This is a genomic window from Vibrio sp. STUT-A11, from assembly GCF_026000435.1.
Classification (GTDB): Bacteria; Pseudomonadota; Gammaproteobacteria; order Enterobacterales; family Vibrionaceae; genus Vibrio.
The window spans coordinates 415,844-428,818 of the sequence record NZ_AP026763.1; the positions used below are offsets into that span (position 1 = coordinate 415,844).

Here is a 12,975-nt window from a genome sequence, read left to right on the forward strand (position 1 = left end):
TTCTAGGATCCTAGGTCCTTAGGGAAGATTACAGAGCAAATGCTCCGTCATTCCAGCGAGCCGAAGCGAGACTAGGAATCTACTCACCACAAGGGCGCTGTTGATGCTGACATCTCAAGCACCGACGGTACGGATAGTAGATCCTGAATCACGCTCCTTCGTCGCTGTTCAGGATGACTAATTTGACCGAAGCGCTCTGTATTCCCAAACCACAAGCACCAAGCTAATTCTTCTCTCTGAACTCACCACAAACACTTCTAGGCCCTAGTCACCTAGGATCTAGGACCTTTTTTAAATCATAATCGTCGCGAGCCCGAGGAACACCGACAGACCTATGACATCCGTGACGGTTGTCAGAGCCATACCACCAGCCAAAGCCGGATCGATGCTCATCTTTTTAAGCAGAATTGGAATGCTCACCCCAGCGATACCGGCAACCAGTAAATTAGTCAGCATGGCAGCAGAAATAATGCCACCTAGCATCCAGTTGCCTTTCCACGCTACGACAATGCCACCGATGATCAACGCCCACAAGATGCCGTTAAGCAACCCGATCGCCGCTTCTTTCATCAATAGCTCACGCTTGTTAGCATCACCGATATGACCTAGAGCAAGACCACGAATGACCAGTGCGACTGTCTGGTTACCAGCAACACCACCCATGGATGGTACGATGGTCATCAAGACCGCGATCGCCGCCATTTGGTCCAATGTGGCTTCAAACATGTTAGAAACCGAAGCCGCCGCTAGTGCTGCAAGGACATTGGCCCCTAACCAAATACTACGTTTGCGCGCAGATTTAACGACTGGTGCGAAGGTATCTTCATCATCGTCCATACCCGCCATACTCATCATCGAGTGTTCAGCGTCTTCACGAATAACGTCAACCACATCATCGATAGTGATACGACCAACCAGATGTTGGTTTTCATCCACGACCGGAGCAGATACCCAATTACGACGTTCAAATAGGCTAGCGACATCTGAATCACTGGTATCCACTGTGATGGCCTCGTCCGTGTCTTCCATAATGTCGATGATTTTGACGTCAGGCTGGGTCGTGATAAGCATTGTGATTGGCAGTTCACCAATCAGTTTGCTCTCTTCATCAATGACATACAGTGCATCTGTTGCTTCTGGCAGTTCGCCTTTCATGCGCAGATAGCGTAAGACCACATCAACGTCGACGTCACCACGAATAGTGATGACGTCGGTGTTCATCAGCCCACCAGCGGTATCTTCGGGGTAGGACAGGGCCGTTTCTACGCGAAGACGATCTGCGGAGTCCATTTGAGAGAGGACTTCGCGTGAGAGGTCATCTGGCAAACTACGCAGTACGTAAGCAACGTCATCGGTATCCATGCCTTCTGTGGCTTCAGCAAGCGCTTCGGGGGCCATTTTGGATACAAGGTTGTCTTTGACGTCTTCGTTGAGTTCGTCAAGAATCTCACCGTAGTCTTCAGGATCGGTCAGTTGCCAAAGCACGTCACGGCTTTTACGTGGCGCCGCTTCTAAAAGGTGAGCGATATCCTCAGGTTCCATGTCCTGGAGTTGACGGCGAACATGGACGAAGCGTCCGTTTTCCAACGCTTCTGTGACTTCTTGGAGGGCTTGGTGAGCTTGGTCGAATTCTATTTGCTCTGCCATTCGTTCCTCCCAATTCCTGATGTTTACAATGCGTTGAATAATAACTTAATTCTAGGCGCCTTTTAATAACAACTTGTGAAAGTAAAGAAAATTATTTATGGAAGGGGGAAATAAAGTACCTAGGGGGCTAGGGGCTAGAAGTGTTTGTGATAAGTTCATTGAGAAGAATAAGCTTAGTGCTTGTTGTTTGGGAATACGGATTACAGGTAATGAAAGGTCCTAGGTGGCTAGGTCCTAGGTTCTAGGGGGAGATGTGGTAAGTTCAGTGATAAACGTAGGTTCTGGTTATTGGTGTTTTGGAATACAGGGCGCTTCGCTTACGGAATACCGAAATGCTTGACATTGGGCTCAGGTGCTTGAAAATAATCCGTAATCCGTAATCCGTAATCCGTAATCCGTAATCCGTAATCCGTAATCCGTAATCCGTAATCCGTAATCCGTAATCCGTAATCCGTAATCCGTAATCCGTAATCCGTAATCCGTAATCCGTAATCCGTAATCCGTAATCCGTAATCCGTAATCCCAACGATCTTTTCCTAGGATCTAGGACCTCGTTACCTAGGACCTTTTCCTACTCACCTTCTTCAAATTTATCTTCAATGAGCAGACACACCGCATCCAGCGCTTTTTCTGCTTGGTCACCTGCGGCATGAATCGTGACGTATTGACCTTGAGCCGACTCAAGCATGAGCAGCCCCATCACACTATCAGCAGTAGCGGTAATGTCTTCTTCGTTGTCAATGGTGATAACGGCCTCAAAGCTTTGTGCCAGTTCCACTAATTTCACTGCGGCACGTGCATGCAGGCCGAGACGATTTTGGATCAATACTTTACGACTTAATTCCACCGTTACTCCTTAGCATTCTTTTCTAGTGAGGTATGACGAATCTGCACCTTGTGCCCCTTTTTCGAGAAATACTCGCCGATTTTTTGTGTCAGGTACACCGAGCGGTGTTTACCGCCAGTACAACCTATGGCAACGGTGAGGTAGCTTCGATTGTTTTTCTCGAGCAGTGGAAGCCAGTTTTCAATAAAGCTCTCAATTTGATGCTTTAGATCGAGGACGGATTGGTGCTGTTCTAAAAAAGCGGCGATCGGGGCATCCAAACCCGTAAATGGACGCAGTCCCGGTTCCCAGTGTGGATTAGGTAAAAATCTGACATCAAAGACATAGTCGGCATCGGTAGGCAGACCGTATTTGAAACCAAATGATTCAAATACCATCACCAGCCCTTTACTTTCGCGCGCCACGACTCGCATACGAATCGTTTCACTCAACTCATGCAGCGACTGTCCACTACTGTTTAGAACCAAATCCGCATGAGTTTTTAGAGGCCTCAAAATCTCCTTTTCTCGTTCGATAGCTTGATCAAGCGAGAGAGACTCATTGCCAAGTGACAGGGGATGGATACGACGGGTTTCGCTGTAGCGCTTAAGCAGCGTTTCCTTATCGGCATCTAAGAATAGCATGGTTACGTCTAGCTCTTGCTTGAGTTTTTCCAGTGTACCGGTGAATTCTTTGAGCTTTTTAGGAATGTTGCGAATATCGATACTCACCGCAACGTTTTGTTTGCTATCGGCAACTGACTGAACAAATGCGTCAAGCAAATTGACTGGCAAGTTATCTACGCAGTAGTAACCTAAGTCTTCCAGTACACGCAGTGCAATACTCTTGCCTGCACCGGAATGCCCGCTAACAACGATTAATCGCATGGTTAGTTGTCCTGCTTATTGGTGAATCATGATGTCGTAAAGTTCTTGATCACTTTGAGCATTACGCAATAACTTGAGTACTTGCTTGTCGCTCAGACGCTCTGCCATAGAGGATAGAGTCTTGAGGTGCTCTTTGCACTGTTCTTCTGGTACAAGGAGTGCAAAAAGTAAGTCAACAGGACGATTATCGATCGCATCAAATTCAATCGCTTCATCACATTGAAGAAGCACAGCAACAGCTTTATCGCTTGATTGCATTCTTGCGTGTGGGATAGCAATACCGTTTCCAATACCAGTACTGCCCATTTTCTCTCTGTTGAGCATGCACTCGAACAGTTCGGTAGAATCTTGACCCGTATGATCGGCGACGATGCGGCTGATCATCTCAAGGGCACGTTTTTTACTTGTACAGTGGACTGCACTTTTCGTGCAGTCCAATGACAGTATTTCGCTCAGTTGCATGATTAATGACTGTTTAGTTTTTCTTTGTGCTTGTTAAGTTGGCGAACCAGTTTATCTACCAACGAATCGATCGCGGCATACATATTCTCGTCATCAGCTGACGCATGGATTTCACCTTGATTTACGTGGAGCGTAGCTTCCGCGATTTGCGTTAATTTTTCAACTTTTAGTACAACGTGGACCTGATTTATATGGTCGAAGAATCTTTCGAGCTTCTGAAACTTAGTTTGAACATAGTCTTGCATTGAATCGGTAAGATCAACGTGATGGCCTTGAATATTGATTTGCATAGACTTTCCTTTTCAGTTAGTGCCTAAAGTAGGCGTTTACGCTGACTTGAAGGGGCGATACCCAAGGATTCTCGATATTTTGCTATCGTACGTCTTGCGACCTGAATCCCTTGGTCAGCCAGAAGAGCGGCAATCTTACTGTCACTAAGTGGTTTTGCAGTATTCTCTGCCGCGACCAGTTTCTTAATGAGTGCACGAATTGCCGTTGACGAACATTCTCCACCATTATCTGTACTCACATGGCTGGAGAAGAAGTACTTCAATTCAAAAATACCACGTGGTGTATGCATGAACTTTTGTGTTGTAACACGAGAAATCGTGGACTCATGCATATCGACCGCCAAGGCTACATCATTTAAAACCATCGGCTTCATGGCTTCTTCACCATACTCGAAGAAATCTTGTTGATGTTCAACAATACATCTTGCAACTTTGAGTAGCGTCTCGTTTCTACTCTCTAAGCTCTTAATTAGCCACTTTGCCTCTTGCAAATTGCTACGAATGTACTGGCTATCCGCACTATTGCCTTTTCCAAGTTGGGCGTATTGTTGATTTACTTTTAATTTTGGAATGCTATCCGGGTTAATGGAAACTAGCCATTTGCCATTGTCTTTGAATACCGACACGTCAGGAATCACGTATTCGGTGTCATCAGGGGTGATGCGGCTTCCCGGGCGAGGATCCAGTTGCTGAATGAGTTTCAGAACTTCACGTAGTTCCGCTTCTTTTAGTTTGGTTTCTTTAATAACCAGTTTGTAATCACGATTACCAAGATGATCGATGTGATCGGTCAGAATCATTCTGGCTTCTTCAAGCCACGGCGTATCTTCAGGGAAGGTCGCTAACTGAAGTAACAGACATTCTTGTAGATTTCGCGATGCAACACCAAGAGGATCGAACTGTTGAATACGCTTACGTACCGCTTCCACTTCATCAAGCTCGATCTCTTCGTTATCGAAGCTTTCATGAATCTCTTCCGGAGAGAGGGTTAAGTAACCGTATTCGTCAACGGCATCAATGATCGCCATTGCGATAGTGCGGTCAGTTTCACTAAAAGGGGTTAAATCCAACTGCCACATCAGGTAATCGTACAGTGACTCGGTGGTTTCACCTTGATACACCGGCATATCGTCATCCAGAGCAAGCCCTGTGCTGCCAGTATTGGCACTGTAAACATCATCCCAAGTAGTGTCGATTTCAAGCTCTGAACTGATTTCAGATTTTTCAATCACATCGGAACTGTCAGGAACGTCAATTTCTGTAGGTTCGTTAGCACTGGTGCTGTTTTCAGAAGCATCTAGCTCTGATTTATCTTCACCGTTAGCTAGAGGCTCATCTTGGCCATCTTCAACTTCCAGCAGTGGGTTTGAATCCAATGCTTCCTGAATTTCTTGTTGAAGGTCGAGGGTCGACAACTGCAATAAACGGATCGCTTGTTGCAGCTGAGGTGTCATGGCTAATTGCTGACCTAGCTTTAATTGTAATGAAGGTTTCATTCAGTGTTACTTACCTTGTAATGCTCAGAATCTTACCGTTCCTAATATAATCATAGACGGAATTGTTCGCCGAGATAAACTTGTTTCACCTGCTCATTGTTGAGAACTTCATCCGGAGTTCCCGACGCAATTAGGTGCCCTTGACTGACGATATAGGCTTTTTCACATACGTCTAGTGTTTCGCGTACGTTGTGGTCGGTGATAAGTACACCGAGGCCTCTGTCGCGCAGGTGTTCAATAATTTTTTTGATGTCGCCAACCGAAATTGGGTCAACACCAGCAAAAGGCTCGTCCAATAAAATAAACTGTGGGTTTGCCGCCAAAGCGCGTGCGATTTCGACCCTACGGCGTTCACCCCCTGATAGTGCCATGCCTGCGCTAGCTCGGATATGCTGGATGTGGAATTCTTCCAACAAATCTTCCAACTTATCCTGGCGTTCCTCTCTGGTCATCTCCTGGCGAGTTTCCAGAACAGCCATAATGTTGTCTTCTACAGACAGTTTGCGAAAAATGGACGCTTCCTGAGGAAGATAACCAATACCAAGACGCGAACGACTGTGCATTGGCAGAATGCTGATGTCCTGGTTATCGATGGTGATGATGCCTTCATCACGAGGTACTAATCCGACAATCATGTAGAAGGATGTCGTTTTACCTGCACCGTTAGGACCCAGTAGACCAACAATCTGACCAGATTCTACTTCTAAGCTGACATCGGTAACAACCTTGCGTTTCTTGTAGCTTTTCGCCAGGTTTTTCGCACTCAGTACCGCCATATTATTTCTCTAGCTGATTAGGTTGCAAAATAGTCGTGACACGCTCGTTTTCAGAGCTGTCTGCCACCAGTTTTTGTTGACCGATTTGGTAACGAATAGTGGATCCTTTGATGGTGTTACCGTCTTGGGCTAGCTGAGCATGGCCTTTCATGGTTAATTCGTCAGTCGATATGCGGTAATCCAGTTCCGTCGCTTGACCACTCAGTGTTTTACCGTCGTCCATCAGTTGCGAGAACGTCGCTGGTTGGCCAAACGCCTGAATTTGATTAATCGTTTCTGTTTTTGGATCGCGAGTTACCACGATCTTATCAGCATCGATATTGATGCTACCTTGCTTAAGAGAGACATCACCACTGAAAATAACCTGGTTACTCTTCATGTCCACCTGTTGAGTGTCAGAGTTTATGTAAACCGGCTGTTGAGTATCCGACTTAAGTGCCAGCGCTTGAGGCGCCGCCAAAACCAGGGCCAGTAGGCTAAGGTGTAACGGTTTCATATCGACCTTGAACGTTATCTGTCAGAGTCGCAGTATGCTGTTTCAAGTTCCCTTGCATTGCGCCTCCTGTAGTTTCAAATTGTGGTCCAACCAACATTACTTGTTGATCAGCTTTAAAATCACGATTGGTTAGGTTAATTACCAGCTTATCCGTTGCCATGGTATCAAAACTAGCCCCTGCTAATAGGTTTTGCATTAATACCTTGTCATATAAGGTCAGCGTTTGGCTTTCATCTAACACAGCTCTTGAAGCTGTCACCTTCCACTCAACGACACTACCTTCACGGTAAACCATTAATGTCGGGTTGTTAAAAATTGTTTCTCCACTCTTAGCAAAATAATCTAAGTTGGTGGAGCGAATGATGTAACTGCGAACACCATTTTCACCATAGGTGATATTTTCCAGTCCAGTACCACTGAACATGGGCAGTTCCGAATCTGATGCGACTTGAATCGTGTCTGTGCTTTTTGGTGTCACTATATAATAAGCACACCATGCAATAACGAAAATCAAGAGCAAATAAATAAGGCGAGTAAAACTCATAAATTAGAGGCCTATCTTCTAGCTCAGTACGTCCCTGACTATTGCCTTAATCTGGTGTAATAAGTGGTTGCGATGAGTTTACATCACACCCGCTTTTAGTAAATCATGCATATTCAGTGCACCGACCACTTTACCGTTATTACATAAAATCAGTGCATTGATATTTTTGCTTTGCATAAGGTTCAGGCCTTCAACTGCAAGCATATCTGGATGAGCAGTTGTTGGGCTTTGTGTCATCACCTCGCCAATGGCGGTCGTATGAATATCAATACGCTTATCTAAAGTTCTACGTAAGTCGCCATCAGTGAATATACCAAGCATAGCATCGTGCTCATCGACAATGGCGGTCATACCCAGTCCTTTTTCCGAAATCTCCAGAAGTGCGTCGCGAATTAGAGAATCAGGAGAGACTTTCGGCAGAGCATTACCAAAGTGCATAATATCAGACAACTTAAGCAGAAGTTTTCTTCCTAAAGCGCCACCTGGATGTGACAACGCGAAATCTTCAGCTGAGAATCCACGAGCCTGAAGCAGCGCAACCGCTAAGGCATCGCCCATGACTAACGTTGCTGTTGTACTGCTGGTGGGTGCCAAACCAAGCGGGCAGGCTTCTTGTGGTACCGTGATCTGTAAGTGCAAATCTGAAAGTTGCGCCATGTTCGATTCTGGCTTCCCCGTCATGCTGATGATCTTGATGTTCAAGCGTTTCAATACCGGGAACAGAGACAGGATCTCATGAGATTCACCAGAATTTGAAATGGCAATCACGATATCCCCAGCGCTGATCATACCCAAGTCACCGTGCGACGCTTCGCCTGGATGAACAAAAAACGCCGAAGTCCCGGTACTTGCAAGAGTCGCCGCAATTTTATTGCCAATATGGCCTGATTTGCCCATGCCCATGATGACCACTTTTCCGCTATTGGAAAGTATCATTTCGCAAGCTTGTTCAAATTGGTCATCAAAGTATTTATCCAGCTCTTGCAGAGCGGCAACTTCAATATCAAGAACTTGCTTTGCAGCAGCGCGAAAATCAAATTGACAGGACATATCAGTGCTCCAATTTATGTCTACGAAAAGATAAGGTGATTAAGCGGTCATGTTCGCGAACAGGTAAACTTGGTAGCCAATGAAGCAAGCAAAAAGAACAGCGCCTTCCACACGGTTAATGCTACGAGATCTGCCCAAACACATTGCAACCAGCAGTAGCGAAACGCCCAGCATGACCCAGAAGTCACGACCCATTGCGTACTCGCTTAACATGGATGGATTGATGATGCCAGGGATGCCCATTACCGCGAGAATATTGAATACGTTCGAGCCAATGATGTTACCCACTGCCATGTCATCTTCACCTTTTAGCACCCCAGCAAGAGAAGCGGCAAGTTCTGGCAGACTGGTACCAATAGCGATGATGGTTAAGCCGATCACGAGATCGCTCATACCAAAATGCTTAGCAATGATAACCGCGTTATCCACCAAAATGTTCGCTGACACAGGCAGCAACACTAAACCAAGTACTACCCAGATCGCGGCTTTTGAGTTGCTTACACCTTCTGGGATTTCAGACTCCTGATCATTGAGGAAGGCGTCACCCGATTTTTGCTCTTTGCGGCTGATCTGCAACATCACAAATAAAAATGCACCGAACAACACAAACAGTAGGGCACCTTCGTAAAAGCCGAGGTGGTTATTCCACAGTATTGCACCAGCGATCAACGTGACTGCTATCATCAAAGGCAGTTCACGACGAATAACTCCAGAACTGATCGAAAGGGGCTTTATAAGCGCGGTGATCCCCAGAATTAAGGCGATATTCGCAATGTTAGAACCCAGCACGTTACCGACTGCAGTGTCGGTTTTACCATCCAATGCGGCGGTGGCGGATACCATCATTTCTGGCGCTGATGAACCCATAGCCAGGATTGTCATACCAATCACAAGAGGTGAAATGCCAACGTTGCGGGCTATGGCTGCAGAACCAAAAACTAATTTATCTGCACTCCAGACAAGTAAAACAAGACCGACGATAAGCAACGCTACGGCTTCGAGCATGATAATTCCTAACTATTAAATGAGAGTGATGAGTAACCGCTAATTTTGACCTTTTGCAGCGGAAAATGGAAGATAAACAACGAATAAATTAAAGGTTAGTAACGAAATTGTGTTTAGTTTTCTTTCAATTAATCACTACTGTTAAAGCAATGATTCTGCATTCAGATTTAAATATTAAGCCATGACTCTGTCCTTGTTCATCAAGAATTGATTGAATTTGACCAACTTTATTTAATCGAACAGTGCTTTTAATTCGCAGCCAATGTGCTTATGATTGCAGCCTAATAAATGAACCAAAGCCGTTTTTCGCTTTCTAACCACCGCTCTTGTATACGAAGGTTGTCAATCATACGCCTTAACGTTGTTGGAGCACGATGGTTACAAATTAAAAACATTCGGACGTGAGTTGGCTTGATGATACAGCGAGTTCCAACGCTCCGATAGTAGAAGGGATGATATGTCGAACAACGATTTAGTCACCGTTAACAATCTCACTTTTTCACGCGGAAATCGCACGATCTTTGATGGTATCGATCTGCACGTTCCTGAAGGTAAAGTGACCGCAATTATGGGGCCATCGGGAATCGGTAAGACCACGCTGTTACGCTTGATTGGCGGTCAGTTGTACCCCGAACAAGGCGAGATCTGGTTTGATGGTGATAACATTCCAACCCTGTCGCGCAAAAAACTTTATCATGCTCGGAAGAAGATGAGCATGCTATTCCAGTCTGGCGCCTTGTTCACGGATCTGAACGTATTCGATAACGTTGCTTTCCCTCTTCGTGAACATACCAATCTTTCAGAAGACTTGATTCGTTCAATGGTACTGCTCAAGCTGGAAGCGGTTGGCCTGCGCGGTGCGGCTCAATTAATGCCAAGTGAACTCTCTGGCGGTATGGCACGTCGCGCAGCATTGGCCAGAGCGATTGCTCTTGATCCTGATTTGATCATGTATGACGAGCCATTTGTTGGACAAGACCCTATCACCATGGGCGTCCTGGTCGAACTTATCAGTAACTTGAACCAAGCTTTAGGCTTGACGTCTATTGTTGTTTCTCATGATGTGCCTGAAGTGATGAGCATTGCCGATTGGGTTTATCTGATGGCGGATGGCAAAATCATCGCTTTTGGTACGCCAGATGATCTAAAACAGAACCCTGACCCTCGTGTACAGCAGTTCTTGCAAGGGGACGCAGATGGACCGGTGCCGTTTCGCTTCCCTTCTCAAAGTATCGAAAAGGATCTATTTGATGGTCGATAACTTTATTCATTTTGTCGCTTCATTAGGTAAACGTACATTATCCATCTGTGAAGCTTTTGGCCGAGCAACGTTAATGCTGTTGGGGGCGCTGTTAGCAAAGCCTCAGCCGACGAAAGGTTTTCCTTTGCTCGTCAAACAGCTTTACTCCGTAGGTGTTCAGTCGCTTGCTATTATCGTCGTATCCGGCTTATTTATCGGTATGGTATTGAGTCTGCAAGGTTATGTTGTCCTGGTGGATTACGGTGCAGAAGGTAGCCTTGGCCAAATGGTTGCGCTTTCTTTGCTGCGTGAACTTGGACCGGTTGTAACCGCATTGCTGTTTGCTGGCCGCGCAGGCTCTGCGTTGACGGCTGAAATTGGCTTGATGAAAGCGACAGAACAGCTCTCCAGCTTGGAAATGATGGCGGTGGATCCGTTGAAGCGAGTCATTGCTCCGCGTTTTTGGGCTGGCGCTATCTCCATGCCTCTGCTGGCAATGATCTTCATGGCGGTTGGTATCTGGGGCGCTCAGCTTGTTGGGGTAGACTGGAAAGGGGTCGACCACGGCAGTTTTTGGGCGGCGATGCAATCTTCTGTCGAACTGGGGCAGGACATTGGCAACAGTATGATCAAATGCTTTGCGTTTGCAATTACCGTTACCTGGATCGCTCTGTTTAATGGCTATGATGCGATTCCGACCTCGGAAGGGATCAGCCGAGCAACTACACGCACTGTTGTGCATTCTTCTTTAGCAGTACTGGGGCTAGACTTTGTACTGACAGCATTGATGTTTGGGAACTAATCATGCAACAAACACGTAAAACAGAATTATGGGTTGGCAGCTTTGTATTAGCGGGAATTTGCGCGATTCTTGTGATGATTTTTCAAGTTGCTGACGTAAAAAGTATGGGCTCTGGTGATACTTACACCCTCAAAGCCGAGTTTGATAATATTGGTAGTTTGAAAGTCCGCTCCCCGGTTAAGGTTGGCGGTGTGGTTATCGGTCGAGTGAGTAATATTACCCTCAACCCAGATAACCTGTTGCCAGAAGTCAGCCTTTCGATCAACAGCCAATACAATCAGTTCCCTGAAACATCGAGTGTACAGATTTTGACTTCGGGACTGATTGGTGAGCAATACATTGGCTTAGTGCCTGGTTTCGTTTTTGATGACGAAGTGATGTTGGTTGACGGTGATACCATCGAAGACACCAAGTCTGCTTTAGTACTTGAAGACTTAATTGGTCAGGTGCTTTACAGCGTGGGCGGCTCAGACGATTCAAGTAAGGAATAACTATGTTGAAGAGATTACTACTTTCGGTTGTCGCGGTTTTGGCAGCTTTTAATTTGAATGCGGCAGAAGTTGATAAAACTCAGCCTTATCAAATGATGAAGCAAGTGTCAGAAGTGACGTTCGATCGCTTAAAAGCGGAGCAGCCAAAAATTAAACAAGATCCTAACCACCTAAAAGTGGTTGTGGAAGAAGAGTTGATGCCATACGTCAACTACCGTTACGCTGCATTAAAATTGTTAGGTCCAAACCTCAAAGGGACTAAACGTGAAGATGTCCTAGAGTTTATTGATGCGTTTCATGGCTACTTGATTGCGTCTTACGCGCAGGTGTTAACTCAATACAGCGATCAACAAATTCAGTTTGGTCCGGAGCCAAAACTTGATCCATCTGATCGAATCACCAGTGTCAAAGTCGATATCATTGACGCGCCGCGTCCCAATATCAAACTTGAATTCAAGCTACGTAAAGATAACAAAACCGGTGAATGGGAAGCGTTCGATATGATTGCTGAAGGCATAAGCTTGCTATCAAGCAAGCAGTCGGAGTGGAACTCGAAAATTCGTCAGGATGGTATTTTAGCGGTAGCGAAGGATCTTGAGAAATTGGCGGCGGAACCGATTCGTTTTGAGGCGAAAAAGTAATGGCGCAGTCTCACGCTCAGTGGAACTTAACCACAAATAAACTGAAGCTCTCTGGAGCGCTGGACCGAGATTCAGTGCCTTCATTGTGGGTACATGCTCTGCAATGGAAGCCTTCTCAAGCGGAGATTGAGTGTTCGCTAGAAGATGTGGTGCGAGTCGACTCTGCGGGAATGGTGATGTTAATTCACTTATTAGAGCATGCAAAAAAGCAAAACTGTCATATAATGCTCAGTTTCGTGCCCGCGCAACTGCGCACTCTGTTTCAACTAAGTAACGTTGAATCGTTAGTGGACAAACACATACAGAATTATCAGGGGTAAAT

16 protein-coding genes are annotated in these 12,975 nt (G+C 45.8%); 5 read left to right on the forward strand and 11 right to left on the reverse strand.

All coding sequences use genetic code 11. The annotated features are described in order from the left end of the window. Positions 1 to 291: 291 nt before the first annotated feature. The 11 genes from mgtE to OO774_RS01965 form a co-directional block, all read right to left on the reverse strand. A complete protein-coding gene (gene mgtE, locus OO774_RS01915) occupies positions 292 to 1,647 on the reverse strand; it encodes a magnesium transporter (protein ID WP_264904177.1) in 1,356 nt (451 codons plus the stop codon). Positions 1,648 to 2,218: 571 nt separating this feature from the next. Then, entirely contained in the window at positions 2,219 to 2,494 is a 276-nt protein-coding gene (locus OO774_RS01920; RefSeq protein WP_264904179.1) for an HPr family phosphocarrier protein, read from the reverse strand. A gap of 2 nt (positions 2,495 to 2,496) precedes the next feature. Beyond that, entirely contained in the window at positions 2,497 to 3,360 is an 864-nt protein-coding gene (gene rapZ, locus OO774_RS01925; protein WP_264904181.1) for an RNase adapter RapZ, read from the reverse strand. Positions 3,361 to 3,375: 15 nt separating this feature from the next. Next, positions 3,376 to 3,822, reverse strand: a complete 447-nt coding sequence (gene ptsN, locus OO774_RS01930; RefSeq protein ID WP_014233081.1) for a PTS IIA-like nitrogen regulatory protein PtsN — start codon at positions 3,820 to 3,822, stop codon at positions 3,376 to 3,378. Positions 3,823 to 3,824: 2 nt separating this feature from the next. Further along, on the reverse strand, positions 3,825 to 4,112 hold the full coding sequence (gene hpf, locus OO774_RS01935) for a ribosome hibernation promoting factor (protein ID WP_264904185.1): 288 nt from the start codon (positions 4,110 to 4,112) through the stop codon (positions 3,825 to 3,827). A 23-nt stretch (positions 4,113 to 4,135) separates the two neighbouring features. Then, positions 4,136 to 5,608 carry an RNA polymerase factor sigma-54 gene (locus OO774_RS01940; protein ID WP_264904187.1) on the reverse strand — a complete coding sequence of 491 codons (1,473 nt, stop codon included), beginning with the start codon at positions 5,606 to 5,608 and terminating at the stop codon, positions 4,136 to 4,138. Positions 5,609 to 5,658: 50 nt separating this feature from the next. Then, positions 5,659 to 6,384: an LPS export ABC transporter ATP-binding protein gene (gene lptB, locus OO774_RS01945; RefSeq protein WP_263837534.1), complete on the reverse strand. Its 726-nt coding sequence runs from the start codon at positions 6,382 to 6,384 to the stop codon at positions 5,659 to 5,661. Between the two features lies 1 nt (position 6,385). Further along, positions 6,386 to 6,880: a lipopolysaccharide transport periplasmic protein LptA gene (lptA, locus tag OO774_RS01950; RefSeq protein ID WP_264904189.1), complete on the reverse strand. Its 495-nt coding sequence runs from the start codon at positions 6,878 to 6,880 to the stop codon at positions 6,386 to 6,388. Then, a complete protein-coding gene (gene lptC, locus OO774_RS01955; RefSeq protein WP_264904190.1) occupies positions 6,861 to 7,424 on the reverse strand; it encodes an LPS export ABC transporter periplasmic protein LptC in 564 nt (187 codons plus the stop codon). The genes lptA and lptC overlap by 20 nt, the downstream gene beginning before the upstream one ends. Before the next feature lie 78 nt (positions 7,425 to 7,502). Continuing rightward, positions 7,503 to 8,474 carry an arabinose-5-phosphate isomerase KdsD gene (kdsD, locus tag OO774_RS01960; RefSeq protein ID WP_264904191.1) on the reverse strand — a complete coding sequence of 324 codons (972 nt, stop codon included), beginning with the start codon at positions 8,472 to 8,474 and terminating at the stop codon, positions 7,503 to 7,505. Between the two features lie 39 nt (positions 8,475 to 8,513). Beyond that, entirely contained in the window at positions 8,514 to 9,479 is a 966-nt protein-coding gene (locus OO774_RS01965; protein ID WP_264904193.1) for a calcium/sodium antiporter, read from the reverse strand. Positions 9,480 to 9,936: 457 nt separating this feature from the next. On the opposite strand from OO774_RS01965, the gene mlaF reads away from it, so the two are divergent. From mlaF to OO774_RS01990, 5 genes are read left to right on the forward strand one after another with little or no spacing between them, the layout of a single operon-like run. Then, positions 9,937 to 10,740 (forward strand): phospholipid ABC transporter ATP-binding protein MlaF, encoded by an 804-nt coding sequence (gene mlaF / locus OO774_RS01970; protein ID WP_264904195.1) that lies wholly within the window; start codon positions 9,937 to 9,939, stop codon positions 10,738 to 10,740. After that, on the forward strand, positions 10,730 to 11,521 hold the full coding sequence (gene mlaE, locus OO774_RS01975; RefSeq protein ID WP_264904197.1) for a lipid asymmetry maintenance ABC transporter permease subunit MlaE: 792 nt from the start codon (positions 10,730 to 10,732) through the stop codon (positions 11,519 to 11,521). The genes mlaF and mlaE overlap by 11 nt, the downstream gene beginning before the upstream one ends. Before the next feature lie 2 nt (positions 11,522 to 11,523). Next, on the forward strand, positions 11,524 to 12,012 hold the full coding sequence (mlaD, locus tag OO774_RS01980; protein WP_264904198.1) for an outer membrane lipid asymmetry maintenance protein MlaD: 489 nt from the start codon (positions 11,524 to 11,526) through the stop codon (positions 12,010 to 12,012). A 2-nt stretch (positions 12,013 to 12,014) separates the two neighbouring features. Beyond that, positions 12,015 to 12,653: a phospholipid-binding protein MlaC gene (mlaC, locus tag OO774_RS01985; RefSeq protein WP_264904200.1), complete on the forward strand. Its 639-nt coding sequence runs from the start codon at positions 12,015 to 12,017 to the stop codon at positions 12,651 to 12,653. Then, the gene (locus OO774_RS01990) at positions 12,653 to 12,973 is read left to right on the forward strand and encodes a lipid asymmetry maintenance protein MlaB (RefSeq protein WP_264904202.1); all 321 of its coding nucleotides are present in this window, start codon (positions 12,653 to 12,655) and stop codon (positions 12,971 to 12,973) included. The genes mlaC and OO774_RS01990 overlap by 1 nt, the downstream gene beginning before the upstream one ends. The last annotated feature ends 2 nt before the right edge of the window (positions 12,974 to 12,975 follow it).

Bases quoted from the DNA above. Each gene is read 5' to 3' on its own strand.
- mlaC (WP_264904200.1), top strand. From the start codon at position 12,015: ATGTTGAAGAGATTACTACTTTCGGTTGTCGCGGTTTTGGCAGCTTTT.
- lptA (WP_264904189.1), bottom strand. From the start codon at position 6,880: ATGAAACCGTTACACCTTAGCCTACTGGCCCTGGTTTTGGCGGCGCCT.
- OO774_RS01990 (WP_264904202.1), top strand. From the start codon at position 12,653: ATGGCGCAGTCTCACGCTCAGTGGAACTTAACCACAAATAAACTGAAG.
- rapZ (WP_264904181.1), bottom strand. From the start codon at position 3,360: ATGCGATTAATCGTTGTTAGCGGGCATTCCGGTGCAGGCAAGAGTATT.
- mlaE (WP_264904197.1), top strand. From the start codon at position 10,730: ATGGTCGATAACTTTATTCATTTTGTCGCTTCATTAGGTAAACGTACA.
- mlaF (WP_264904195.1), top strand. From the start codon at position 9,937: ATGTCGAACAACGATTTAGTCACCGTTAACAATCTCACTTTTTCACGC.
- hpf (WP_264904185.1), bottom strand. From the start codon at position 4,112: ATGCAAATCAATATTCAAGGCCATCACGTTGATCTTACCGATTCAATG.
- lptC (WP_264904190.1), bottom strand. From the start codon at position 7,424: ATGAGTTTTACTCGCCTTATTTATTTGCTCTTGATTTTCGTTATTGCA.
- OO774_RS01940 (WP_264904187.1), bottom strand. From the start codon at position 5,608: ATGAAACCTTCATTACAATTAAAGCTAGGTCAGCAATTAGCCATGACA.
- lptB (WP_263837534.1), bottom strand. From the start codon at position 6,384: ATGGCGGTACTGAGTGCGAAAAACCTGGCGAAAAGCTACAAGAAACGC.
- kdsD (WP_264904191.1), bottom strand. From the start codon at position 8,474: ATGTCCTGTCAATTTGATTTTCGCGCTGCTGCAAAGCAAGTTCTTGAT.
- ptsN (WP_014233081.1), bottom strand. From the start codon at position 3,822: ATGCAACTGAGCGAAATACTGTCATTGGACTGCACGAAAAGTGCAGTC.
- OO774_RS01965 (WP_264904193.1), bottom strand. From the start codon at position 9,479: ATGCTCGAAGCCGTAGCGTTGCTTATCGTCGGTCTTGTTTTACTTGTC.
- mgtE (WP_264904177.1), bottom strand. From the start codon at position 1,647: ATGGCAGAGCAAATAGAATTCGACCAAGCTCACCAAGCCCTCCAAGAA.
- mlaD (WP_264904198.1), top strand. From the start codon at position 11,524: ATGCAACAAACACGTAAAACAGAATTATGGGTTGGCAGCTTTGTATTA.